The sequence below is a fragment of the Aeromonas piscicola genome (genome assembly GCF_000820005.1).
GTDB lineage: Bacteria > Pseudomonadota > Gammaproteobacteria > Enterobacterales > Aeromonadaceae > Aeromonas > Aeromonas piscicola.
This window is the reverse complement of record NZ_CDBL01000034.1, coordinates 274852-300207: the sequence shown is the minus strand read 5'-3', so window position 1 is coordinate 300207 and position 25356 is coordinate 274852. Positions and strand designations below refer to the sequence as shown.

The following is a 25356-nucleotide window of genomic DNA, read 5'->3' as shown; positions in this document are numbered from 1 at the left end:
GAGGTGCCCATGTTGACGCCATGGGGCACCATGCCGCCACGCCAGCCCATGCCGGACATGTGTACCTCGCTCACTCCGGTGAACTCCAGTATGGTGCGCACGTTGTCGGCATTGACCCCGGCACCGGGCATCAGGCTGGCACGGCCCGCCAGCACCTGCTGCATGGCCTGCAGAGTTTCCAGCCCCGCCAACGCGGTCGGCGCATGACCCGAGCTCAGGATGCGCTCGCAGCCGGCAGCGACTATCGTCTCCAGATCCAGCCGCCAGTCGGAGGAAAGGTCAATGGCGCGATGGAAGGTGACGCCGAGCGGCCCGGCCGCAGCCACCAGCTGGCGCAGCTGGTCGGCGGGCACCCGCCCCTCTTGATCCAGCAGGCCGATCACTACCCCCTGCAACCCGGCGGCGCGGGCGGCGGCGATATCCGCCAGCATCAGTTCAAACTCGTCGGCGCTGAAGCAAAAATCCCCGGCGCGGGGGCGGATCATGGCGTAGACGGGGATGCTGGCGTGGCGTGCAGCCAGCTGCATAAAGCCATAAGAGGGGGTCAGGCCACCCAGTCCCAGCGCAGAGCAAAGCTCGATGCGATCCGCGCCTGCTTGCTGGGCGGTGAACAGGGATTCCAGGTTGTCGATACAAATTTCAAGACGGGTCATGATGACTCCTTTATTGGAGAGATCAGACAGCACATCTGATCTCATAAATTGAGCAAGGCCGCGCCGCGCACCCCGCCGGCGCCACCAAAGCGGGCCTGGCGGATCTCGGGCAGGGCGACACCGGGCAGCAGATGGCCGGGCAGACGCAGCGGCAGCTGTTGGTACAGGGCAGGCAGGCCACTCAGGCCGCCTCCCAGCACCACCACCTCGGGATCAACCACAGAGATGGCGGTGGCAAGCCCGGCAGCCATGATCTCGAGCCAGCAGTCGACCGTGGCCACCGCATGGGGCTCATGGGCCTCGAAGCGCCCTACTATCTGGTGACCGCTGGCACGCTGGCCATGAAAATGGTGATAGAGCCGCTCCAGCCCGGTACCAGATGCATAGGTTTCAAAACAGACCAGGCGACCGCAGCCACAACGGGGACGAGGCAAATCGGGATACTTCATCAGCATGGTGGCCGGTAGCGGATAGTGGCCTATCTCCCCTGCCAGCCAGTTGCGGCCCTGGATCAGCTTGCCCGCCAGATAGACGGCGCCGCCGATACCTGTGCCTATGGTGACTCCCAGCGCGCTGTCTGCCCCGGCCGCAGCCCCCTGGTGCACTTCCGACCAGAGGAAGCAGTTGGCATCGTTGTCCACCTTGACCGGGCGACCCAGCAGCTCGGCCAGATCGGCGCCCAGATGGCGACCATTGATGGAGGGCAGGTTCGCCGCCACTATGCTGTGATCGTGCCGATTGAGGATGCCGGGAAAGCCGATGCCCACCGCGCCTCTCGCGCCGAAGCGGGCGTCCGCCTGCTCGACCCGGTCACGGATGAGCTGCTGCAACCCCTCGTAATCGTTGCCGGGCGTACTCATGCGCTCCTCATGGCAGAGGTTCAAGGCGCCGTCATACACGGCGAACGCTATCTTGGTGCCACCAATATCAAAGCCGTAATACATGCCCACACTCCCTTGTCGGTGAGTCACCTCACCTCAGCCTGTCCAGAGCAGCACATTGTATTAATTCGCAAAAAAAATAAAGTGACCGAGGGCGAAAAATGGGAGAGAGATCAAAGCAAACGGGACATTTGCCGTTGCAGGCAAGCCTGACCAAGGCTCATCAGGGTGCGCGCCTGACCGTCGAAGACGAAGCCGCGCCTCAGGTAAAACCCCTCGCCGATCCGGTTGCCATCGAGCAGCCACAATCTGACGCTGTCGCAGCCGGCGCGACGCATCTGCATGGCCACCGCCTGCCACAGCCGCTTGCCATGGCCCTGGCGCCAGTGATCGGGATGCAGGTAAAAGGCGCGGATCAGGGCGTTCGGCTCTGTGCCATCCAGCACGAGCTGCCAGTAGAGCAGGCCTATGACCACCTCGCCCTGGCAGAGCAGCATGGGCCTGGGGCCGGATTCGGCGAGCCGGCTCTGCCAGATCTGCAGGTGCTCGGTCACCGAAAGCTGGGCCAGCATGTCGGCACCGAGCACCTCGCAATAGGCCGCGAGCCAGCTGGCCCGCTGCATCACCGTCATGGCAGGGGCATCATCGGGCCGCGCCATGCGCAGGCTTACGCCTTGCATTGGGGCACCAGACCGGCGGCGCGGGCCTGTTCGTAGAGCGGCATAGCTTCAGCCTGCAGCGCCTGCAGCTCGGCGATCCGGTTCTCGTTGCTGGGGTGGGTGGAGAGCAGTTGCGGCGGCGCCTTGCCACCGGCGGCGGCACTCATGTTCTGCCACAGGGGAACTGCTTCGGCGGGATTGAAGCCGGCGCGGGCCATCAGATCCAGACCGAGGCGGTCTGCCTCACTCTCCTGCTCGCGGCCATAGGGCAGCATGACGCCCACCTCGACCCCGAGTCCCAGCGCCGCCATGGTGGCGCCGCGATACTCGCTGCTGCCCATGGCGATGTCGGCCGCCGCCAGACCGAGACCGGTCAGCTGGCTGCGGGATAGCCGCTCGTTGGAGTGCTGGGCCAGCACGTGGGTCAGCTCGTGGCCGATGACGGTGGCGAGCTGATCCTGGTTCTTGGCGACCTTGAGCAGGCCGCTGTAGACCCCGATCTTGCCGCCGGGCAGGGCGAAGGCGTTGACCTGCTTGGAGTCAAACACCACCACTTCCCAGCTGGTGATGCCGTACTGGCTCGGCACCTGGGCGGTCACCGCCTTGGCGACACAGGAGACATAAGCATTCATCCTGGCATCCTTGCTCACCTTCTCCTGCTTCTTCATCTCTTCGAAGGAGTCGGCCCCCAGCTTGCTCATCTGCTGGGGCGAGAACAGCAGCATCTGGCTACGACCGGTAGGAGACTGGGCACAGCTGGCCAGCAGGGTGGAACAGAGTGCCGCCAGGCCGAGCTTGAACAGGGGAGATGTCATGGAGGTGTCCTTCACCATAAAGATGCCCTATTTTCGGAAATGCGGGCGTCCGGCGCAAGTCGACAAATCATGCTGTTCGGCGAAAGTGGTCACATGTCGCCATTGTGGATCCACTCAAAAAGAAAACGGGCCCCGCAGGGCCCGTGTTGCAGAGGAAACCGGCTTACATTATGCCCAGTTTCTTCAGGTCGGCTTCGACCACCTTGGCCGGTACCGGTACGTAGCCATCTTTGGCCACTATGTTCTGGCCCGCCTTGGAGAGCACCATCTTCAGGAACTCTTGCTCCATCGGGGAGAGCGGCTTGTTCGGGTGCTTGTTCACGTAAACGTACAGGAAGCGCGACAGCGGATACTTGCCGGTGATGGCGTTGTCGGCGTTCGCTTCGATGAAGGTCTTGCCATCCTTGGAGAGCGGTACGGCGCGCACACCCGAGGTGACATAACCGATGCCGGAGTAGCCGATACCGTTCAGGGAGGAGGAGACAGACTGCACCACGGAGGCAGAACCCGGCTGCTCGTTCACGCCGCTCTTGAAGTCACCGTTGCACAGCGCGTGCTCTTTGAAATAGCCGTAGGTACCGGACACAGAGTTGCGACCGAACAGTTGCAGATCCTTGGAGGACCAGTTGCCGTCCAGACCCAGATCGGCCCACTTGGTGGCGGCCTTGGCTTCGCCGCACTTGAGGGTGCTGGAGAAGATGGCATCCAGTTGCGGCATGGTCAGCCCCTTGATGGGGTTGTCCTTGTTGACGAACACGGCCAGGGCGTCGACCGCGACGCGGATGGCGGTGGGCTTGTAGCCGTAGCGCTTCTCGAATGCCTCTTCCTCGCCGGACTTCATGGCGCGGCTCATGGGGCCAAACTGGGCGACACCTTCGGTCAGTGCGGTCGGGGCGGTAGAGGAGCCGGCGGCCTGGATCTGCACGTTGACGTTGGGGTACATGCGCTTAAATTCTTCGGCCCACAGGGTCATCATGTTGGCCAGGGTGTCCGAGCCGACAGAGGACAGGTTGCCCGAGATGCCGCTGGTCGGAGTGTAATCCGGCAGGTTTTTATCCACACCGGCAGCCAGGGTGCTGACGGAAAACAGGGTAGCTGCGGTGAATCCGATTACACCAGCCAGTTTGTTGAGTTTCATCCAATCTCTCCAAGGTTGCAGAACGCAGTCCATCAAAACACGGGTTAACTTGGCTCACCGTCGGTCACGCCGAGCGATTCGCTGAGTGTCATTTCATGCCCTCTTCCCCCAGTCCAGCGGTGGCAGAAGGCAATCGTCAATCTGAGGCCGAAAGTTGTAGCATCCCGAGCACTGCGATCGGCTGGTCGCGTTTCGTACTCTACCTGCGCCAAGTCGACGACAGGTCCGTTCTCAAGACGGCGCCAGTATCTGACCTGGCAGTGACAAATTTATGGATTTAATGTGACACTTTAATGACATGGCAAAGCTTTTGACCAAATGAAAAGAGGGCCGCTGTCGCCGCCCTCTTTGCACTGCTAACCCATTGCTGAAAAAGATTATTTCAACACCACCATGCGGGCTGGAATGAGGAAGCTGAAGCGGCTGCCGAGGCCGACCCGGCTCTCGATATCGAGCTGAGCGTCGTGATGACTCAAGGCATGCTTGACGATGGCAAGCCCCAGCCCGGAGCCGCCGGTATGCCGTGAGCGAGCCTTGTCGACCCGATAGAAACGTTCTGTCAGCCGCGCCAAGTGCTCGGGCGGGATCCCCTCCCCCTCGTCCTGCACCGCAAACAGCGCCATGGCCCCCTGCTTGCGCCACTCCACGCTGATCTTGCGCTCCGCCGGGGTGTAGTGAATGGCGTTGTAGACCAGGTTGGAGACGGCGCTGCGCAGCTGATCCTGATCCCCGCGAACGAACAGATTGGGCTGCACACTGAACTCGATCTGGTGCGCCCGATCCCCCGACAGCGCCCGTGCCTCCTGCTCCAGCAGCCCCAGCATGGCGGGCATGTCCACCAGATGGGAGAGATCCACCGACGGAGCCGCCTCGATGCGCGACAGGGTGAGCAGCTGATTGACCAGATTGTCCATGCGGATGGTCTGCTCCATCATCACCTTGTGCGCCTTGGCCCACAGGGCGGGGGGGGGCGGCTCTTCGGTCATCTCCAGATAGCCCTTGAGCACGGTGAGCGGAGTGCGCAGCTCGTGGGAGACGTTGGAGACGAAGTGCTTGCGGGTCTTCTCCAGGCTGCGCAGCCGGGTGACATCCCGCACCACCAGCATGGCCTGATCCTCGGCGTAGGGCATGATCCGAAACTCGAGAAACTTCTCCTCGTTGATGGGTGAGGTCATCTCGAACGGTTCGTCATACTGCCCCTTGTTCAGATAGGCGCCGAAGGCGGGATTGCGAATGAGGTTGCCTATGTGCTGACCGGCGTCTTCCGGCCAGCGAAAACCGAGCAGCTGCTCCGCCAGCCGGTTGCACCAGAGGATGCTGCCGTCGGTGCGAAACACCACGGCGGCATCGGGCAGGGCTTCCGCCCCTTCCCGAAAGCGGCGGATGAGGCCCGCCAGCTCGCGGCGCCGGGCACGGTGGCGCTGCTGCAACTTGTAGATGCCGTTGAAGATGTACTCCCAGCTACCGCTGCCGTTGGGGGGCACCAGGCTGCGATCGTGCCACAGCCAGTCCGACAGCCGCTTCTGGAAGCGATAGTGCCAGCCCAGATGCAGCAAGGTCGCCACCAGCAGGCAAAGAATGAGGGTATCCGTCAACCAGCCGACCAAGACGAAGGGCGCATAAAAAAACGCCATCCGCCACAACTGTCGCCGCCAGGCGTAAGGTTGCAACATAACTTCCTCTACAGACGGGTTGAGAAGCGATAGCCTGCGCCGCGCACCGTCTGAATCAATCGATCGTGACCCGTCTCTTCAATGGCCTTGCGCAAGCGACGAATATGCACATCCACGGTTCTGTCCTCGACGTACACATTGGTACCCCAGACATTGTTGAGCAACTGCTCGCGGCTGTAGACCCGCTCGGGGTGGGTCATGAAGAAGTGGAGCAACTTGAACTCGGTCGGCCCCATGTCCAGCGCCTTGTCCTCGGCGCTGACCCGGTGGGAAACCGGATCCAGCTTGAGCCCCTGCACCTCGATCACCTCGTCCACCGAGGTGGGGGAGACACGGCGCATCACGGCATGCAGACGGGCGGTCAGCTCCTTGGGGGAGAAAGGCTTGGTGATGTAGTCATCGGCACCCGCCTCCAGACCACGTACCTTGTCCTCCTCCTCACCGCGGGCGGTCAGCATCACCACCGGGATCTGGCGGGTCACCTCATCCTGCTTGAGTTGCTTGATGAACTGGATGCCACTGCCACCGGGCATCATCCAGTCCAGCACGATGAGTTCGGGGTAAGGCTCGCGCACCTTCGCCAGTCCATCGGCGTAATCTTCAGCTTCAATCGTCTCATATCCCTTTTGCTCGAGCACGAAGCAGAGCATTTCGCGGATCGGTGCTTCGTCCTCGACCACCAGAATTCGCTTAGCCATATCCCTTCTCTCTCCTGTGTGAAGATGGGTGCGCCAATTATTAGAACTTTCTGTGACACTTTTATGACTTTATGACAGGCGGGATGATAAACGTTTTCAGATTCAGTTGGCAGCCGCGAGTTGCAGCAGGTCCCAGCGGTTGCCACTGATGTCCTCAAACACCACCACCATGCCGTAGGGCTCGCTACGTGGCTGTTCACAAAAATGAACACCGTACGCCTGCATGCGCTGATAATCCCCCCAGAAGTCGTCGGTTTCGAGGAATAAAAACACCCGGCCGCCCCCCTGCTGACCGATGGCGGCCTGCTGCTCCGGCGTGGCGGCCCGAGCCAGCAAGAGCGCTGATCCTGGCGCGCCGGCAGGCGCCACCCGCACCCAGCGCTTGCCCGGTTTGCCCGGCTCGTCGAGGGGCGTGTCTTCCAGCAGCGCAAAACCCAGCCCCTGGGTGAAGAAGGCGATGGCCTCGTCATAGTCGGCCACCAGCAGGGCCAAGGCGCCTATGTGTTGTGCCATGGGAATACTCCTCAACAGATGAATGAAGGGGGCTCACGCCCCGGCTGGGGCGCATCATAACGGCTGGAAGGGCTGGGCTCCAGCCGTTATGCCCCGCTCTAAGAGCGGGCGCTTCGCCGCGGGCCTGGCCTGCGAGCTAGGCCACCTCGACCCGGTTGCGGCCCCGTTTCTTGGCCTGGTAGAGCGCCTCGTCGGCCCGCTTGAGGGCCTGCTCCAGCGGATCCCCGCGCCGCTCAGCCACCCCGAACGAGGCCGTGATGGGCAGCGCCAGCGGCCAGTGCGGATAGGCCACCAGGGCGACTCGCAGCCGCTCTGCCAGTCCCTCGGCGCGGACCTGCTCGTAGTGCAGGCAGACCAGCACAAACTCCTCCCCGCCCCAGCGCACCAGCCGGCACAGGCTATCGCAGTGGCGCAGCACTTCGCTCACCATGTGCTTGAGTACCTCGTCCCCCACCGGATGACCGTGGCCGTCGTTGACGCGCTTGAAGTGGTCTATGTCTATGTAGATGAAAGAGAGTGGTATCTCGCCAAGCTCGGCCAGCAGCTTGTTGCCACCGAGCCGGTTGAGGGCGCCGGTCAGGGGATCGTACCTGGCCTCCTCCTCGGTGCGCCGGGTCTTTTCGCTCAGACTCTGGCTGAGCGCCTCCGCCGCCTGCTTGGCCGCACGGGCCTTGCGCAATCGATCCCGCATCAGCAGGTGTTGTACCAGAAACAGCAGCAGGCAATAGCCCAGCCAGCTCAGCAGCAGGGGACGATAGAAGGAGCCCGGCTGCACCCAGCGACCATGAAACTCCATCTGTTCCAGCACCAGCCGGTAGTGGCCGGGCTGCATGCCGATACCGGAGGCCAGCTCGACGGCATAGACATGCCTCAGGTCAGGCCCCTGTTGCGCCAGCGGTATCTTGTACTGTTGCACCCACCATGTAGCCGGGGTGAACACCTTGAGCGGCACATCCTGCACCCGGCCGTAATCATCGGGGCGAAAGATCACCTCGTTGAACTTGTGGGACAACGCATCCCCGGCCCTGGAATAGGCGGGGTGATAGTTGCGCAGGTAGAGCCGCCAAACCTGGGGCCCCTCCCCCTCGACCCTGAGCCGGATGCGCACCCAGTCGAAGCGGGAGAGATCGATCCCCCGCTCTGGCTCGGTCAGGGTCAGCACCAGCTCGCAGAACGGAAAGGCATACCCGGCGCGCAGCTGACAATCGATGGCGGGTTTCTCCGCCGCCGCATGATTGTGCACCGAACCGCCCCCGGCCGACAGCAGGGTGGTGACCGACTGGCCGCCGTGGACCCTGTCATCCTGCGCCGTGACGGACAGACGGGCATTGCTCACCATGTCCAGCCGCCGATCGGGCCCGAATTCAAACAGCAGGATCGCCAGCAGGCTCAATCCCAGCAATACCCAGAACAGCACATTGGCCAGACGAGAATAGGAAGGGGTCATATAGGCTCCGCCCGACTAGGGCTCTGACTCTATACCAGGGGATCCGGCGTGCCGGGATCCCCTGGTTATTACACGCGCCGACACGGGCGCCATAGGGTATTTTCTCAGCCGGATACCGGCAGACAGGGCCGGACTCGCCCCGGGGTCAGGCGCGCCGCCCGGGCGCGGCCGTCCAGCGCCAACCAGGAGGTGCCAGGTCGGTCCCCCGGAAAGACGCACGCTTGCCAATCAGATGTGAACACAGGATAGAGCACTCCATGCCATGGAAAAATAACGAGAAATCAATAAAAAGGGCCCTGATGGGCCCATCTTACACAAGGGAAATGGCGAGCGACAGCACCCTCAGGGGCTCTCGCGCAGCGTCCGGTAGAGGGTGGTACGGCTGATGCCAAGCTGGCGCGCCGCCTCGCTCACGTTGCCCCCGCAATCCGCCAGGGTCTGCTGCACCCGCAGCCGGTTCTGCTGGCGCAAGGTGTGGGTACTCGCCTGCGACGAGGGCGCTGCCGATGAAGCGGGCAGATGCAGGTGCGAGGGCACAATCCAGCCCAGTCCTTCCGCCAGCACGCAGGCCACCTCCAACGCCTGCTTGAGCTGGCGCACGTTGCCGGGCAGCGGATGGGCCAGCAGTTGCTGCTCAGCGTCGCTGGTCAGACGCAGGGTCGGGTCCATCTCCGCCAGCAGTCGCTGGATCAATCCCAAGCGTTCGCTCTGTGGCCATGCCCGCAGCGGTGTCAGCTGCTGACGCCAGCCGCAGACTCGGTAATAGAGATCCTCGCGAAATGTCCCGGCCTGCACAATGGCCGCCAGATCCCGGTGGCTGGCGCTGACCAGCCAGAAATCCACCGGTTCGGGCTTGTGGCTGCCCACCGGGGTGACGCTGCGATCCTGCAACACCCGCAGCAGCCGGGTCTGCGCCAGCAGCGGCAACTCGCCGATTTCATCCAGCATCAGGATGCCGCCGTGGGCGGCGCGCAAATAACCCTGACTGCCCTGGCTGCGGGCACCGCTGAAGGCCCCGCCCACATAACCAAACAGCTCGGCTTCCACCAGATCTGCCGGCAGGGCGCCGCAGTTGACGCACACCAGGGGCCTCTCCTGCCGGCTCGACTGGCGGTGCAGGGAGCGCACCAGGTGCTCCTTGCCGCTGCCGGTCTCCCCCTCGATGAGCAATGAGATACCGCGCTCCAGCATCTTGAGCGGCACCTGTGCCGCCCCTTGTTGCGCTGTTTGCCGGGGCGCCGCAACCGGCTCTGGCACCAGCCGCAGGCCACGGCGTTCGCGCAGCAACTGCTGACCATCAAACCTGTGCTGGCCGAGCCAGAGCCGTCCGGCCCGATTGGCGCCGAGCAGCTCGCCCCCCTCCCCCAGCAGCAGACGGGCGGACCAGAGACTCTGGGGGTCGAGATCCACCAGCCAGCCCGGCTGGCGCGCCAGCAGCGCGTTTTCCAGCGTCATGGCCAGCAGCCGAACCGTGCCCAGCATGTCGCCGTCGTGATGGGCCGCATCGGTGGAGATGTCGAGCACCCCGAGCAATTGCCCGTCCGGCCCGAGCAGGGGGCAGGCGCTGCAACTGAGGAAGCTGTGCTGGGCGAAGAAGTGCTCGGCACCCAGCACCTGCACCTCGCTCTGCTCGGCCAGCGCAGTGCCGATGGCGTTGGTGCCCTTGCTCGCCTCCCCCCAGCGGGCGCCGCTGCGCAAAAAGATGCGCTCGGCGTGGCGGGCAAAGCCGTCGTCACCGCTGGCGGCCAGTATGGCCCCCTCGCCGTCACACAGCAGCAGGCGACAGGGCCTGCCCGCCAGCAACTGGACAAACAGCGGCAGCACGAAGCGCTGGAAGCAGACAATCAGCGTCTTGTGCTGCTCCTGGCGGGCCGACAGCTCCCCCTGGGGCAGCAGATCCAGCTCGGCGCTCTGCTGGCGATGCAGGCCCTGATGCAGGCAACGCTGCCAGGAACGCTGGATCGGGCTGGGGCTGAGACTGGATTGAGGTCGCTCGCTCATCATGCCTCCTGTTCACAAACGGCACGCATGGGGCCGGCAAATGTGGGTAACTCGCTCATCACGCCTCCTGTTCACAAACGGCACGACTGTCGCGGCCACTGTCCAGAAACGGCACAGTGTCATCGTCACGGCCGGGGTCATTGGTTAATCAAGATACGCTGCCGCACCCCGCTTTGTAACGTTTTTGTAACCTTTTGCCCGCTGGTCAGACCCTTTGGCATGGCCCTTGCGATACCCCGGCGTACCACACCGGCCAGCCAGCGCGTGCAGCCGGGCAGGACCTTCACACACATAAGGATGATGAGATGATTTATACCGCTCCCGGTCAGGCAGGTGCCCTGGTCAGCTTCAAGTCCCGTTACGACAACTTCATCGGTGGCGACTGGGTGGCCCCCCGCGCCGGCCGCTACTTCGAGAACATCTCGCCGGTGGATGGCCGGGTGTTCTGCGAGGTAGCCCGATCCGATGCCGCCGACATCGAGCTGGCGCTGGATGCCGCCCACAAGGCGTTCGCCAGCTGGAGCAAGACCAGCGTCACCGAGCGCAGCAACCTGCTGCTGCGCATCGCCGATCGCATCGAGCAGAACATTGAGGTGCTCGCCATCGCCGAGACCTGGGAGAACGGCAAGGCGGTGCGCGAGACCCTGGCCGCCGACCTGCCGCTGGTGGTGGATCACTTCCGCTACTTCGCTGGCTGCATCCGTGCCCAGGAGGGCTCGGCCGCCGAGCTGGATCAGCACACCGTCAGCTACCACTTCAAGGAGCCCATCGGCGTGGTCGGCCAGATCATCCCCTGGAACTTCCCGCTGCTGATGGCGGCCTGGAAGCTGGCCCCCGTGCTCGCCGCCGGCTGCTGCAGCGTGCTCAAGCCCGCCGAGCAGACCCCGGTCACCATCATGCTGATGATGGATCTCATCAAGGACATACTCCCCCCCGGCGTGGTCAACGTGGTCAACGGCTTCGGCGCCGAGGCGGGTCAGGCGCTGGCCACCAGCAACCGGATCCAGAAGCTGGCGTTTACCGGTTCGACCGAGGTGGGCGCCCATATACTGCGCTGCGCCGCCGACAAGCTGATCCCCTCCACCGTCGAGCTGGGTGGCAAGTCCCCCAACATCTATTTTGCCGATGTGATGCAGCACGAGAGCCAGTACATCGACAAGGCGGTGGAAGGCATGCTGATGACCTTTTTCAACCAGGGCGAGGTGTGCACCTGCCCCTCCCGCGCTCTGGTACACGAGAAGATCTACGACGACTTTATGGACAGGGTGCTGGCCCGCGCCCGCACAATCGTGCAGGGCAACCCCCTCGACACCGCCACCCAGGTGGGTGCCCAGGCATCCCGCGAGCAGTTCGACAAAATCCTGAGCTACATGGAGATAGGCCGTGGCGAGGGGGCCAAGATGCTGATAGGCGGCGGCCCGGCCAAGGTGAGCGGGTTGGAGGGGGGCTTCTACATCCAGCCCACCATCTTCTCGGGCCAGAACAAGATGCGGGTGTTCCAGGAGGAGATCTTCGGGCCGGCACTCGGGGTCACCACCTTCAAGGACGAGGCGGATGCGCTGGCCATTGCCAACGACACCCAGTATGGCCTTGGGGCAGGTCTGTGGACCCGCGACAGCAACCTGGCCTGGCGCATGGGGCGCGGCATTCAGGCCGGCCGGGTCTGGGTCAACTGCTATCACGCCTATCCGGCCCACGCGGCGTTTGGCGGCTACAAGAAGTCGGGGATAGGCCGCGAGACCCACAAGATGATGCTGGATCACTACCAGAACACCAAGAACCTGCTGGTGAGCCACGACATCAACCCCCTCGGCTTCTTCTAGGCCGCTCACCTGCCATGAGAAGGGCGCCTGCGGGCGCCCTTGTTGTTATGGTTCGCCAGGCGACCCTTCCCGATCTATCCCCATGCCTCCCAGCTGCTGGCGATAGCGCTGGGGCGAACAGCCCAGCTCACGGTTGAACATGGCGATAAAGGCTGAAGTGGAGCCGTAACCGAGCCGCCAGCCAATCTCCTGCACCGGCAATTCCCCCTTGAGCCAGGCCAGCGCCTTGAGCAGCTTGAGCCGGGCCCGCCACTGGCCGAAGTTCATGCCAAGTTCCCGCACGCAGCGCCGGGCCAGGGTGCGCTCCGTGCTGTGCAACTGCTCGGCCCACTGGGCCAGGGTGCGCGGATCGGCAGGGTCGTTGCGCAGCGCCGCCAGCATGGGGGCCAGCAGCTTGTCCTGGCTCATGGGCAGGTAGCTGTCCTGGCAGCGGGTGCGGGTCAGCTTCTCCACCAGCAGCTCGGCCTGGCGCACATCCCATTCATCCTGCATGTGGCCCAGCTTGCGCTCGCAAAAATCCGCCAGCATGGCCCGGATGAGCGGCGTCATCTCCAGCAGGCAGGGCTCGGCAGGCAGCCTGGCCGCCAGGGCGTGATTGACATAGATGGAGGTATAATCGAGGGCCTGCTGGTTGTAGGAGGCGTGGTCCAGATCCGCCGGCACCCAGATGAGGTAGTCGGCGGGAGCCACCAGCCGGTGATCGTCCAGCACTATCTCCATCACCCCCAGGCTTATCAGGCTGAGCTGGCCCCAGGGGTGGCTGTGGGGCGCGCAGGCGCTCTCGGCCTGGATCTGCTGATAGCGCAGATAGAGTGGGTTGGGCTCGGGCAGGGCTATGTCCGTCGAGTGATAGTGATGTAGTGCCATATCAGGGCAACTTGTCCTTTCCGCGGGATGAATTGTCAGTTTTACGTTACTTGATAACAGAAAGACAAGAGTAGACTGGCCATCTCGATAATAAGGAACCTTTGATGCGTATCTTCTTCCCGCTTATGTTCCCGCTGATGGCCGTGCTGATCTGGGCCACCAATACAGTGGTGTCCAAGGCCGCCGCCGATGTGCTGGATCCCGCCGCCATCTCCTTTTACCGCTGGGTGATCGCCGCCCTGGCGCTGACCCCCTTCTGCCTGCCACAACTGTGGCGCCGCCGTCGCGAAATCCGCCCCTGGCTCGGCAAGCTGCTGGTGCTGGCAGCCCTTGGCATGGTGCTTTACCAGTGCCTCGCCTACTACGCCGCCCACACCACCTCGGCCACCAACATGGGGGTCATCGGCTCCCTCATTCCGCTGCTGACCCTGCTGCAGAGCGCGCTTTTCTTCGGCCAGCGCCCGGGCAAGCAGGCGCTGCTTGGCATGAGCATCTCGCTGTTCGGGGTGTTCTGGCTGCTGAGCCAGGGCCAGCCGCTGGCCCTGCTGCACGACGGCATCAACCCGGGGGACGGGCTCATGCTGCTCGGCTCCGCCAGCTACGCCCTCTATGGCCTGCTGATCCGCCGCTGGCAACTGCCGTTTGGCCCCTGGCTCAACCTCTACATGCAGATCCTGCTGGCTGTGCTGCTGCTCATCCCGGTCGCCCTCAGCGCAGACTCCCTGGCGGTACCCGCCGAGGGCTGGGGTCTGGTGCTGTTTGCCGGCATCGCCTCCTCCCTGCTGGCGGCCTACTGCTGGATGCGCGGCCTCGCCTGCATGGGGGCGGAGCGCACCTCCGTGTTCATGAACCTGATGCCGCTGTGCACGGCGCTGATCGCCGTCATCACCCTGGGGGAGCCCATTCACGGCTATCACCTGCTCGGCGGCGGCCTGATCCTGAGCGGCGTCATGCTCTCCCAGTTCAAGCCCAGGGTACGCCCCGCCCTTGTGGAAGAGGCATAAACCGGCGAGACAAGCCGCTGCAGCACAACACAAGAAGGGAGCCTCGGCTCCCTTCTTGTTTGCATATCCACGCTAACACCCGCGGGCACAATTGCCCCGCCGCCAATGGTAACCCCCTCCCGACACGACTGTTATTCAGGTTTGCTCGTCGTGCGGGTCGAGCCGGGCCCGCAGCGCAAAGGCCGGTTCACGCAGATCGGACGATAAACCGCTCATGCGTTCACCCCCTTCATGCCTTCTCGGGTATAGCGATCCCCCGCCACCGGCAAGGCCCTGATGGCGCTGTCCAGCGCGGCGAGATCCTCTGCTGCCAGGCGCACCGACAGAGCGCCCAGGTTGTCCTGCAGATGGGGGATCCGCCTTGTGCCGGGAATCGGCACTATGTCATTCCCTTGCGCCAGCAGCCAGGCCAGGGCGATCTGCGCCGTCGTGCACTGCTTGCGCGCCGCCAGGGCCATGATCACCGCCACCAGCGAGCGGTTGGTGGCGATGTTTTCCTGCTGAAAGCGCGGCAGGCTGGCCCTAAAGTCGCCCTCTGCAAACGCCGTATCCTGCTGGAAACGTCCGGTCAGAAAGCCCCGCCCCAAGGGGGAATACGCCACCAGACCTATGCCCAGCTCGCGGCAGGTTGGCAGCACCTGGGCTTCGACATCTCGCGTCCAGAGGGAATATTCCGTCTGCACCGCCGCCACCGGATGCACGGCATGGGCGCGCCTCAAGGTGGCCGCGCTGACCTCGCACAGGCCGACACGGGCAATCTTGCCCTCCTGCACCAGCTGCGCCAGCCCTGCCATCGTCTCTTCGATGGGGTGCGCCGGATCGATGCGATGCACATAGTAGAGGTCTATCTGCTCGACCCCGAGCCGGCGCAGCGAGGCTTCACAGCTCTGCCGTGCATATTGGACGCTGTTGTCCAAAGTGCGCCTGTACTCGCCACTCTGGCGCACTATGCCGAACTTGGTGGCAACCTTGACCCCGGCTCTGTGGGTCGCCAGGAAGCGGCCGATCAAGGCTTCATTGTGGTGCGGGCCATACATGTCGGCGGTGTCGAGAAAATCGATCCCCATCTCGACAGCCCGGGCCAGTACCCGCAGCGCCTGCTCATCATCCCGCGGACCATAAAACTCACTCATGCCCATGCAGCCGAGGCCCATGGCGGATACGTCCAGATCAGTGCCCAGTGTTCGTCGTTGCATACATTTCCCCTTACAAGATGAAGGTCAGTATGGTCTTCCGAATATGATTCAGGTATAGACTGGATTGGTAGTCAGCTTTCCGATTTTGGAAGATACATGAACGCTCTCTTGCTATGGGATGACGCCCGGGTCTTTTTGGCCATCGCCCGCAGCGGCACCTTGAGTGGCGCCGCCCTCGCCCTTGAGATGGGCATTGCCACTGTCTCTCGCCGGCTGGATCGCCTGGAGTCGGCACTGGGTCTGCCGCTGTTCAGTCGTCATCAGCACGGTTATCGGCTGACCGATGATGGGGATGCCCTGCTGGCGCGGGCCGAAGCGCTGGAACATGCCGGACATGCCTTTGGCGAAGCCGGGCAGCAGCAGGGGCAAGTGGCCGGATGCGTACGCCTCGCCACCGCAGACAATCTGGCCAATCCGCTCATTATTCCCTCCCTGGCCAGGCTGTTTGCCATTCATCCCGACCTGAGGGTGGAGCTGGTCACGGGCGTGCAAACGGTGAACTTGCACAGGCGCGATGCCGATCTGGCCGTGCGCATGGTCAAACCTGATGCCGGTAATGTCACCATCAAGCGGCTGGGCACCCTGGGCTTCGGCCTCTATGGGGCCAGCAGCTATGTCGATAGCCGCCATCCGGTAACAGATGCCGCCAGCTTGGATGAGGATGCCTTCATCGGCTGGGGGGAATCTCATAGCCATTTGCCCGCCGCCAAATGGATTGCGCGCATACTGCGTGGCCGCCCCTGCAGGGTGGAGACCAATACCCTGTCGGCCCAGCAGGCCGCCGCCACCGCCGGTCTCGGGCTGGCGGTACTGCCCCATTATCTGGCCAAAGAGACGGACCTCGTCTGCCTCCTGCCAGAGCTGGGGGTAGATCAACCGATCTGGCTGGTGATCCACACAGATCTCGCCCACTCCAGACGGGTGCGGGCCGTCGCGGATCACCTGATCCAGCTGTTTGAAGAGGCCGAATCGGCCCTCCACCCTTTCCCCCTGGGCGCACTGTGAACAAGGCTGGTTAGGAAGGGCTGCAAAGCATATGGCAACAGGCAGACAGCAAGAAGGGAGCCAAGGCTCCCTTCTTGCATTGCATATCCACGCAAAAAACCGCGGGCTCAGTTGCCCCGCCGCCAGTGGTAGCGCCGCTCGGGCCGGCCACGCTGGCCGTAGTTGAGATCCACATCGACCCTGTCTTCCGACTCCAGATACTCAAGGTAGCGGCGCGCCGTGGTGCGGCTCAAGGAGAGGCGCAGCGCCACCGTATCGGTGGAAAACGCGGTATCCGGCTCGCCGGCCAGCAGCTCCAGCACCTGGCGCAAGGTGATGGCGTCGATCCCCTTTGGGGTATCGCGCACCTCCCTGGCCTGGGGACGCCCCTTGCCCATCAGCCGATCCAGATCGCTCTGCTCCAGGGAGCCGCGCTCGCAGATGCGCCTGTGCAGGGTGAGGATCTCGTCCAGGCTCTGCTGGATGCGAAACAGCCGCAGCGGCTTGATGATGTAATCCTGCACCCCCAGGTTGAGGGCCTGCTGTATGGTCTCAACGTCGCAGGAGGCGGTCACCATGATGACGTAAGCCTCGCGGTTGTGGCTGCGCAGCCGGTTCACCCACTCGAGGCCCGAGCCGTCAGGCAATGAGATGTCCACCAGCAGCAGTTGTGGTTCGGTCGCACGCATCATGAGATCGGCCTGGGTCAGGCTTTCGGCCCGACCCAGCAGGGAAAATCCGGGGGTGGAGGAGACCAGCTCGGCCAGAATGGATCCTATCCGTTCGTCATCCTCGATCACCAGAGTGAAAATGGGCTCCATAGATCACACCAATTGGTTTTTATTCAAGTAGATACCGAACAGGGTTGTCTGTTCGGCGGTGCGGCGCCATTCTATCACACCCCCTCGCCTGGCCACCGTCTCCTTGACCAGGAAGAGACCGACCCCGTGATCGCCGGTCTGGCGGCTGATGCCGTAATCAAACAGATGATCCGCCAGCGCCTCGTCCACCCCCTCGCCGCTGTCCTCCACCTCGATCACCAGCCGGCGGCCAAAATCGTTGAGGGAAATCAGCACTCGCGGCGGACACAGCTTGCGCCGCGCCCAGGCGGCGCGAATGCCGTTGTCGAGCAGGTTGCCGATGAGGGTGATGAGATCCGCCGACACGGCCGCCGGATACTCCGCCAGCGCCGAGTCGGGATCCAGCACCAGCTCCACCCCCAGCTCCCGCGCCCGGCTGAACTTGCCGAGAATGAGCCCGGCCACCGGCTTGTCCTCGATGGCCCGCAGCAGCCCCTGCAACATGGTCTGGCAGGCCTCGCTCTCCTGCTGGATCAGTTCTACCGCCTGATCCACATGGCCGAGCTGCAGCAGGCCGGAGAGGCTGCTCAGCTTGTTGGCGAACTCGTGGGTCTGCATCCGCAGCATCTCGGCATACTGGCGCAGATGGGTCACCTGCATGCCGAGGCTGCCGGTCACCTCGGGGCGACTGAAGATGAGCAGGCGCCCAGGCACCTTGCCCTCCACCGCCTGCCAGCGCCCCACGAACGACTCCCCGTGCACCGTGAAGCCGAGCTCGGTCTCGAGCTGGGTCAGGGCCGGGGCCAGCGGCGGCGACAACTCGGCGAGCGGCTGGCCCAGCAGGGAGTGCCGCCCTGTGCCCGGCAGACGCAGCTGATAACAGGCGGCGCTGTTGAGCATGCGAATGTTGCCCCCGCTGTCGATGGCGATCACCCCCTCGGAGATGTGCTCAAGCACCAGCTCCTGCAGCACGAAGCGGTTGACGATGGCCTCGGGCTCCAGATCCAGCAGGGTGCGGCGCAGCAGGTGTTGCAGCCAGAGCGCCAGCAGCAGGCCGCAGCCCAGCACGGCGACGATGGCGCTGACCAACAGGGTGATCCGCTCCAGATAGATGCCCTCTACAGTCCGCATCAGGTAGCCGACCGCCACCACCCCCATGGCGCGCCCATCCGCCCCTATCACGGGAGCGAAACAGCGAATGGCCGGACCCAGGGTGCCCTCGTCCCTGGAGCAATAACTGCCCCGCTCATTGAGCGCCGGCCAGATATCCTCACCACGGAATTTCTGCCCCACCAGCTCGGGCCTGGGATGACTGAGGCGACGGCCATGCTCGTCAGTCACCACCATGTAGGCGGCATCGGTGCGGCTGCAGATCCCCTGTACATAGTCGTGCAGGCCGGGATCCCTGCCCAGTTGCAGAGCCTGCACCACCCGGCTGTCCGCCGCCAGCACCCGCGCCAGATCGCTCCCCTTCTCCTCCAGGTTGCTCTCCAGCAGGTGGCGGATAAAGAGGGCAAGCAGGCTGCCCAGGATCAGGATCAGCAGCAGTGAGAGCCCGAGGGACAGAGTAACCAGTTGGTGGCGCAGTTTCATCGATTAGCCTTGCAACATCAGGAAGCGGACCAATAGTGCGGGCGCCACCAGGTCTGGTCAATCAGTGGCGCAGGATCACCGCTAAAATCGGCCAAGCCCTCCTCGCGGGCGGTGAGGGCCACGGCCCTGGCGACCGCGCGGGCCACCTCCCCCACCTGCTCTATGGGGGGCAGCAAGCGCCCCTCGGCCAGTGGATAGGCGCCCACAGCCCGCACCGCCGCCTGCAGCATGCCATCGCTGATGCGGCGCGCCTTGACCGCGCAGGCCCCCAGGCCAATGCCCGGGAACACGTAGACGTTGTTGCACTGGGAGACCACCCGCACCTCCCCTGCCACCGTCACAGGGGCGAAGGGGCTACCGGTGGCGAGCAGGGCACGTCCTCCGGTCGCCTGCCACACCTGCTCCGGCGTCGCTTCGGCGCTGCGAGTAGGGTTGGAGAGCGGCAGGATCACCGGGCGCTCGCAGGCGGCGCCCATGGCGCTGAGCACGGCTTCGTCAAACAGGCCGCCCTGGCCGCTCACCCCGATCAGCACCCCGGGGCGCAGCCGCTCAATGAGCGCAGGCAGCTCGGTGCAGGCCTCTTGTGGCGGGCGGGCAAACGGCCGCTGGGACGGCGTCAGGTTGGCGCGATCCAGGCAAACCAGCCCGTCCTGATCAAACAGCTGCACCCGCTCCGGGCCGCCCGCCAGTTGGGCCAGCATGGCGGCGATGCCGCAACCCGCCGAGCCGGCACCGACGATGAGCACAGGGGTGTCGGCCAGACGGCTGCCCACCTGTTGCAGGCCCGCCAGCACGCAGGCCGAGGCCACCGCAGCCGTGCCCTGAATGTCATCGTTGAACATGCACAGCTCGTCTCTATAGCGGGCCAAGAGGTTGGCGGCATGCTTGCCGGCGAAGTCTTCAAACTGCAGCACCACCTGGGGCCAGCGCTTGCGAATGGCCGCCACCACCCGATCCATGAAGTGGTAATAGGATTCGCCATCCACCCGGTTGGCCTGCCAGCCGAGGTAGGAGTCATCCTCCAGCAGCTCGGGGTTGTTGGTGCCCACATCCACGCACAGCGGCAGGGTACGCGCCGGGTCTATGCCGCCGGCGGCCGAGTAGAGCGCCAGCTTGCCGATGCAGATCCCCATGCCGCCGATGCCGAGATCGCCGAGTCCCAGCACCCGCTCACCATCGGAGATGACGATGACATCCACCTCCTGTTCTACCGCGGCGAAGATGGCGTCCAGATCGTCCCTGTCGTGCCAGGAGAGGTAGAGACCGTGGCTGCGCAGATAGAGATCGCTGTGGCGCTGACACGCCTCCCCCACCACTGGGGTGTAGATGATGGGCAGCAGCTCCGGCAGGTGGTGGCGCACCAGATCGTAGAACAGCACAGGGTTGTCTTCCTGCAGCTGGCGCAGCAGCAGGTGCTGATCGAACGGGCTCTGCATGGCAGAAACCAGGCGGTAGATGCGGCGCCGTTGCTGGGCCAGGGACTCCTCCTTGTGGGGCATGCGCCCCATCAGCCCCTGTCGCTTGCGTTCGGCATAGGGCAGGCTGGTGCCCATCATGATGTCGTTCATTGTCGATTCCTTATGCCAGCAGCGAGATGAGCAGGGTAGCCAGGATCAACATGACGGCGCCCCCGAGACGGGAAGAGATCTGGGCAAACGGCATCAGCTTCATACGCTGGGCCGCCGACAGCACGGCCACATCGCCCGTACCGCCCATGTTGGCCATGCACAGACCGCCGGTGATGGCCGCCTCTATGGGGTAAAAACCTATCATGCGCCCTACCAAAGCTGCCCCCAGGGCACCGCCGACCACAGTCACCAGCACCAGCACGAAGTAGCTGATGGAGAAGGCGCTGATGAGCTCGGGGATGCTGGTGTAGGCGACCCCTATGCCCACCAGCAGAGAGGGCGTCAGATTGCCGACCACGAACTGGTACCAGTCGGCGGCCGCCTGCTCGTAACGGCGCGGCAGCACGCCGCTCACCTTGATGATGGCCACCGCCAGTATCATGAGCGCAAAGGGATGCATGGGAATGAAGTTGCCGAGCAGGGAGCCCAACACGAACATGCTGGAGCTGATGAAGAGCCCCATGCCGAGGCTCTCCAGGGTCGGTGCCTGAACCTGCTCTTCGGCCACCTTCTGGCTGCTCTCCTTGATCATCAGCTGACCGTTGCCGGTCAGGGAGGGGTAACGACGGCCGAGACGGGCCAGCATGGTGCCCACCAAAATGGCCAGGGTGTTGGCGATCACCACGGCGGGCACCATGCGTGACAGCAGATCGGCGCTGGACATCTGCATCGGTCCCGAGAGGATCTCCACCAGCGGCACGGCGCCGGCGCCCATGCCACCGCCCATGATGGGCAGGCCGATGAGCAGCACCGCATTCTTGAAGCCATAGCCCATCAGGGAGCCGACCAGGCCGACGCTGAGCAGCGCCAAAGTCACGCCCCCCAGGATCACCGGCAGGTAACGCATGGCGGCATTTTTCAGCAGGGCACTGCTCATGCCAAAGACGGAGCCGGTCACCAGGCTGGCGATGAAGAAGTTGAGAAAGCCCCCTTCCTTCATGAAGCCGATGATCACCTGACCCGCCTCGATTGGCAGGATCCGGTATTCAAACAGGGCGGCGCCGCCGAAGATGGCGAGTATGGTACCGCCCCCCAGGTATTCACGTATGGGGGTGATGCGCTCGCCCAGCTCGGTCAGCAGGGTGCCGAGCACGAACATCAGCGCCAGCGCGCCGACCATGCCGAGCGGCAAGGATCCATTCCAGCCCGAGAAGAGCACACAGGTGGCAAGCCCGAGGAAGATCATCATGGGCATGCCGGCAATCTGTCGGTCGCCAAACAGCGCGATCCTGGTTTGTGGGGTAGAGAGGTTTTTCATTGTTATGCTCCAGCGTGTGGTGTGGCGCTACTCTAGTGATCCTCCCCTTCCCTGTCGGTTAGCCCGATTGCAAAGGCATATAAAAACATTAAAACCTTAAACTCTATGGCCCAAAAACGGCCATAAGCTACCTCCACCCGCGTTATTCACAAGCCCTGGACTGCGCTGGCCAGTCGCAGAAATAATGAGTGATGTCGACATCACACCACGGCTTGGCTGGATGAACATTAAACATTGATTAAATTTCACTCATCACCAGGCAGGAAATAATTGGATAGCGGTCGGATGATGACAGCCCCATATATAGGCTGCGTCTTCATACCAGAGCAGTGACAACGCGGGCATAGCGCCAACGCACTTCCATGAACTGAGGCTGGCGGATCACCGGGCCCCGGCTGCCACCGGCAATAGAGGGTTCCAAGATGGGATCTATATAGATCTCATTGCAGGCGTGGCGCGACAGCCGTGCCTTTCAGAGCGATCAAATGACACAGACGGGACAGTGCATGCCCCAAGGATCAGGCACACCTGAATGGCCAGTACCTCATTTCAACCTGCTTGTTTTCGCTATTCGGCTAATAACAGTGGAATATTGGCAGGGTCAAATTCATGACAGATATCGCTCGCTTCCAGACTGAGGCCATAATGCGCGTCGGCAACATATTCTCCATCGGCCAGCAGGCTCTCGATTGAAAAATGGGGGTCACCCGATTCATATCGTTCCACAGCTATCATCTCCCTGTTTAGCTGACCCATCAATATTAGTGGATAAAAAACAGGCTGCCTAATTTATATGACATCCTGTTGACCAAAAATAATAGCAGGCGCGACCCTTTCCTTATTTTCATCCCCCCAGCCAGCCCACGTTTATTTATCCCGCCAGGGTATGCCATGGGATTTCACGCACCTTTTGCTCATCCCAAACCAGAAAAGCCTCTTGTGAGGCTCTTCGCTCATCAAAAAAGCGCCATAAGAAACCTGTCTTAATTTTTTCTAAACAAGATCCCGATCACACTGTTTACTTAGCCTGCTAAATAACTACAATACTTAGCAGGCTAAGTAAATGGAGAGCACCACATGATGAAGGACCTGGAAATGTTGCGCGAGTTGTCCCTCGCCGAGCGAGTCGGACGACTGCATCGACTGTGGCGTACCGTGGCCGATCTTGAGCTGGCGCCCCTGGGTCTGACCCATCCGCGCTGGACCGCACTGTGGAAACTCAGTCGCCTCGGTGGTCACCTCAGCCAGAAGACGCTCGCCGAGGCGCTGGAGATAGAGCTGCCCTCGCTGATGCGCACCCTGGGCCTGCTGGAAGAGCAGGGACTGGTGGAACGCCACTGCTGCAGCCAGGACAAACGGGCCCGCATCGTGACCCTGACGCCAGCGGGCAAGGCGCTGCTCGACCAGATCGAGGATCGCATCATGGACATTCGCCGGGACCTGCTCACCGGCATCAGCCAGCGAGAGCTGGAACAATTTGAAGACATAGTGCACCGGATCTCCGCCAACGCCCTCGGCAAGATAGGTTCACAGAGTGAAGAGAGAGAATAAGATGACCCCGGATCAACAATTCAAACGCTGGATAAAATGGGCCATGGGGTCCTTCGTACTGGTATTTGGCTACTTCCTGCTGGCCGACCTCAAGATGCCACTCACCCCGCAAGCCATGGCCACCCGTGTCGTGACCAAGATGGCCCCCCAGGTCAGCGGCAAGGTGGCGCAGGTCGCCGTCGGCAACAACCAGCATGTCAAACAGGGCGATCTGCTGTTCACGCTCGATCCCGCCCCCTTTGAACTGGCCGTCGAACAGGCCCGCCTCGCGCTGGATCAGGCCGAGCAGCAGAACCGTCAGCTCGACGCCAACCTCAACGCCGCGACCGCCGACTTCAACTCGTTGCAGAGTCAGGCCTCCCAGAAGCTGCGGGAAGCCGAACGCATTGATACCCTCTATCGCCGTCACATGGTGTCGGAACAGCAAAAAGATGACGCTGACAGCGCGTTTCGCACCGCCCAGGCCAACCTGATGGCCAGCAAGGCCCGCATGACCCAGGCCAAGGTGAACCGCGGTCTGCCCGGCAATGACAACCTGTTGCTACGCCAGGCGCGCAACCACCTCGCCCAGGCCGAGCTCCACCTCGCCTACAGCCAGGTACACGCCAGCCAGGATGGCATCATCACCAACCTGCAACTCAAACCGGGCAGCTTCGCCGCGGCGGGAGCCCCGCTGTTGGCGCTGGTCTCCGAGCAGGTGGACGTGATCGCCGATTTTCGCGAGAAGAGCCTGCGTCACGTGGCGCAGGACAGCCAGGCGCTGGTCGCCTTCGATGGCGAGCCGGGCAAGCTCTATCCGGCTCGGGTCACCAGCCTGGATGCCGGTGTCAGCGCCGGTCAGTTCGATGCCAACGGTCTGCTGGCCAGCCCCACCGAATCGGATCGCTGGGTGCGTGACGCCCAGCGGCTGCGGCTGCACCTGACGCTGGAGCAGTTGCCAAGCCACCTGCCGGCCGGTGCCCGCGCAACAGTACAACTGCTGCCGGACAACGCACTAAGCGCTCTGTTTGCCCGTGGCCAGATCCGTCTGCTCAGCCTGCTGCACTACATCTACTAAGGTGGCGGCGATGAATCTGTGGCACAGACCCCTCACCGCCAACGAGCTGCGCCAATGTCTGCGCATCGCCTTTGGCTGCACCCTTGGCTTCCTGCTCTGCAAGCTGTTTGGCTGGAACTATGGCGTCTTCTATACCGTGACCCCGGTATTGCTGCTGGGCATGGTGCCTGTGATGAACGGCCATGCAGCCCGTCAGCTGATCGCGGCCGCCGTCATCTGCGGTGTGGAAGTGGGTCTGCTGGGAGGGCTGTTTGGCGGTCATCCCGGCCTGATGATCCCCATCGCCTTCCTGCTGTTTCTCTATCGCTTCGCCGCCATGTCCCGGGGCAGTCTGTTCCTGTTCGGCGCCAATGGCGTGCTGAGCCTGAGCATAATGCTGCACTTTGCCAGCTACCCGCAGACCGATCTCAACGACCTCATCTTCAACAATCTGTGGTCCAGCGTACTGTCAGTGCTCATCGCCTACCTGTTGACGGCACTGATCCCGGATGTGGAAGAGCGGCCCAAGCCGGCGGCAGCCCCCAAGGCGCCACACAGGATGCGGCACGAGGCCCTGCTCGGCGCCAGCATAGCCACACTCTCCTTCATGGTGTTCCAGATCTTCGACTTGCGGGACTCCATGTCCGCCCAGGCCACCACCCTGCTGCTGCTCTTTCCCATGCACTGGAACGGCGCACTGAGCTATGCCCGCAAGCGGGCCATGGGCACCCTGCTCGGTGTGACCTTCGGCCTGCTCAGCCAGCTGGTACTCTACGACTGGTCCGGCTTGCTCCTGCTGGTCGCCCCCATGCTCTGGCTCGGGGCCATGCTGTTCAGCCACGCCCATGTGAAGGAGGCGAGCGGCTCCGGGGTTGGCTTCGGCGCCCTCACCACCCTTGGCATACTGTTTGGCCAGTACCTGACCCCGGGCAACGATCTGGTGTTCAGCGCCCTCTATCGGGTGAGCAGCATACTGTTTGCCATCGTCGCCACCCTGCTGGCCTGTTATCTCATCCACCGACTGCTTAACCGCTTCGAGGCGACTCGGTTCGGTTATTGACCCCCTGTTGTTAGCTCAAGGATGTGCTGTCTTTCGCCCCGCTATGCCTACCGGGGCGTTTTTTTGTCCGCGTTTTGC

At 63.1% G+C, this 25356-nt stretch carries 23 protein-coding genes; 6 read left to right on the top strand and 17 right to left on the bottom strand.

Features of this window, described 5'->3' with window-relative positions; genetic code table 11:
- The 10 genes from BN1128_RS07230 to BN1128_RS07185 all read right to left on the bottom strand — a co-directional run.
- Positions 1–653: copper homeostasis protein CutC (locus BN1128_RS07230; protein ID WP_042867333.1), on the bottom strand; the 653-nt coding region annotated here is incomplete at its 3' end.
- Between the two features lie 41 nt (positions 654–694).
- Positions 695–1597, bottom strand: coding sequence for an ROK family protein (locus BN1128_RS07225; RefSeq protein WP_042867273.1), 903 nt, complete (start codon positions 1595–1597; stop codon positions 695–697).
- A gap of 110 nt (positions 1598–1707) precedes the next feature.
- Positions 1708–2214: a GNAT family N-acetyltransferase gene (locus tag BN1128_RS07220; RefSeq protein ID WP_042867271.1), complete on the bottom strand. Its 507-nt coding sequence runs from the start codon at positions 2212–2214 to the stop codon at positions 1708–1710.
- On the bottom strand, positions 2202–3008 hold the full coding sequence (locus BN1128_RS07215; RefSeq protein WP_042867269.1) for a M48 family metallopeptidase: 807 nt from the start codon (positions 3006–3008) through the stop codon (positions 2202–2204). The genes BN1128_RS07220 and BN1128_RS07215 overlap by 13 nt, the downstream gene beginning before the upstream one ends.
- A 163-nt stretch (positions 3009–3171) precedes the next feature.
- Entirely contained in the window at positions 3172–4146 is a 975-nt protein-coding gene (locus BN1128_RS07210) for a PstS family phosphate ABC transporter substrate-binding protein (protein ID WP_042867267.1), read from the bottom strand.
- A 377-nt stretch (positions 4147–4523) separates the two neighbouring features.
- A complete protein-coding gene (phoR, locus tag BN1128_RS07205; protein WP_042867264.1) occupies positions 4524–5819 on the bottom strand; it encodes a phosphate regulon sensor histidine kinase PhoR in 1296 nt (431 codons plus the stop codon).
- Positions 5820–5827: 8 nt separating this feature from the next.
- Entirely contained in the window at positions 5828–6517 is a 690-nt protein-coding gene (gene phoB / locus BN1128_RS07200; RefSeq protein ID WP_042654001.1) for a phosphate regulon transcriptional regulator PhoB, read from the bottom strand.
- A 102-nt stretch (positions 6518–6619) separates the two neighbouring features.
- Complete coding sequence (locus tag BN1128_RS07195; protein WP_042867261.1) at positions 6620–7030, bottom strand: VOC family protein; 411 nt, start codon at positions 7028–7030, stop codon at positions 6620–6622.
- Positions 7031–7166: 136 nt separating this feature from the next.
- The gene (locus BN1128_RS07190; protein WP_042867258.1) at positions 7167–8477 is read right to left on the bottom strand and encodes a GGDEF domain-containing protein; all 1311 of its coding nucleotides are present in this window, start codon (positions 8475–8477) and stop codon (positions 7167–7169) included.
- Between the two features lie 342 nt (positions 8478–8819).
- Complete coding sequence (locus BN1128_RS07185) at positions 8820–10478, bottom strand: sigma-54-dependent Fis family transcriptional regulator (RefSeq protein WP_042867257.1); 1659 nt, start codon at positions 10476–10478, stop codon at positions 8820–8822.
- 305 nt (positions 10479–10783) lie between these two features.
- Between BN1128_RS07185 and exaC the strand changes: the two genes are divergently transcribed.
- Entirely contained in the window at positions 10784–12301 is a 1518-nt protein-coding gene (gene exaC, locus BN1128_RS07180; RefSeq protein WP_042867256.1) for an acetaldehyde dehydrogenase ExaC, read from the top strand.
- 45 nt (positions 12302–12346) lie between these two features.
- Here exaC and BN1128_RS07175 read toward each other — a convergent pair whose 3' ends face one another.
- On the bottom strand, positions 12347–13168 hold the full coding sequence (locus tag BN1128_RS07175; protein WP_042867254.1) for an AraC family transcriptional regulator: 822 nt from the start codon (positions 13166–13168) through the stop codon (positions 12347–12349).
- A gap of 104 nt (positions 13169–13272) precedes the next feature.
- On the opposite strand from BN1128_RS07175, the gene BN1128_RS07170 reads away from it, so the two are divergent.
- Positions 13273–14172, top strand: a complete 900-nt coding sequence (locus BN1128_RS07170) for a DMT family transporter (RefSeq protein ID WP_042867253.1) — start codon at positions 13273–13275, stop codon at positions 14170–14172.
- Between the two features lie 212 nt (positions 14173–14384).
- On the opposite strand, the gene BN1128_RS07165 is transcribed toward BN1128_RS07170, so the two are convergent.
- Complete coding sequence (locus BN1128_RS07165; protein ID WP_042867252.1) at positions 14385–15368, bottom strand: aldo/keto reductase; 984 nt, start codon at positions 15366–15368, stop codon at positions 14385–14387.
- A gap of 96 nt (positions 15369–15464) precedes the next feature.
- Between BN1128_RS07165 and BN1128_RS07160 the strand changes: the two genes are divergently transcribed.
- Positions 15465–16373 (top strand): LysR family transcriptional regulator, encoded by a 909-nt coding sequence (locus tag BN1128_RS07160; RefSeq protein ID WP_042867251.1) that lies wholly within the window; start codon positions 15465–15467, stop codon positions 16371–16373.
- 107 nt (positions 16374–16480) lie between these two features.
- Here BN1128_RS07160 and BN1128_RS07155 read toward each other — a convergent pair whose 3' ends face one another.
- From BN1128_RS07155 to BN1128_RS24540, 5 genes are all read right to left on the bottom strand, one after another.
- Complete coding sequence (locus BN1128_RS07155; protein ID WP_005316875.1) at positions 16481–17173, bottom strand: response regulator; 693 nt, start codon at positions 17171–17173, stop codon at positions 16481–16483.
- Positions 17174–17176: 3 nt separating this feature from the next.
- Positions 17177–18745 carry an ATP-binding protein gene (locus BN1128_RS07150; RefSeq protein WP_042867250.1) on the bottom strand — a complete coding sequence of 523 codons (1569 nt, stop codon included), beginning with the start codon at positions 18743–18745 and terminating at the stop codon, positions 17177–17179.
- Between the two features lie 17 nt (positions 18746–18762).
- Entirely contained in the window at positions 18763–20313 is a 1551-nt protein-coding gene (gene maeA / locus BN1128_RS07145) for an oxaloacetate-decarboxylating malate dehydrogenase (RefSeq protein WP_042867249.1), read from the bottom strand.
- Positions 20314–20323: 10 nt separating this feature from the next.
- Positions 20324–21631: a 2-hydroxycarboxylate transporter family protein gene (locus BN1128_RS07140; protein ID WP_042867248.1), complete on the bottom strand. Its 1308-nt coding sequence runs from the start codon at positions 21629–21631 to the stop codon at positions 20324–20326.
- A gap of 567 nt (positions 21632–22198) precedes the next feature.
- Positions 22199–22390, bottom strand: coding sequence for a hypothetical protein (locus tag BN1128_RS24540; RefSeq protein WP_082030376.1), 192 nt, complete (start codon positions 22388–22390; stop codon positions 22199–22201).
- Positions 22391–22708: 318 nt separating this feature from the next.
- Between BN1128_RS24540 and slyA the strand changes: the two genes are divergently transcribed.
- Genes slyA through BN1128_RS07125 form a run of 3 tightly spaced genes read left to right on the top strand, consistent with a single transcriptional unit; the run spans position 22709 to position 25278 of the window.
- Positions 22709–23182: a transcriptional regulator SlyA gene (slyA, locus tag BN1128_RS07135; protein ID WP_042867247.1), complete on the top strand. Its 474-nt coding sequence runs from the start codon at positions 22709–22711 to the stop codon at positions 23180–23182.
- 1 nt (position 23183) lies between these two features.
- Positions 23184–24239 (top strand): HlyD family secretion protein, encoded by a 1056-nt coding sequence (locus BN1128_RS07130; RefSeq protein WP_042867246.1) that lies wholly within the window; start codon positions 23184–23186, stop codon positions 24237–24239.
- A 10-nt stretch (positions 24240–24249) separates the two neighbouring features.
- Positions 24250–25278 carry a DUF2955 domain-containing protein gene (locus BN1128_RS07125; protein ID WP_042867245.1) on the top strand — a complete coding sequence of 343 codons (1029 nt, stop codon included), beginning with the start codon at positions 24250–24252 and terminating at the stop codon, positions 25276–25278.
- Positions 25279–25356: the final 78 nt, after the last annotated feature.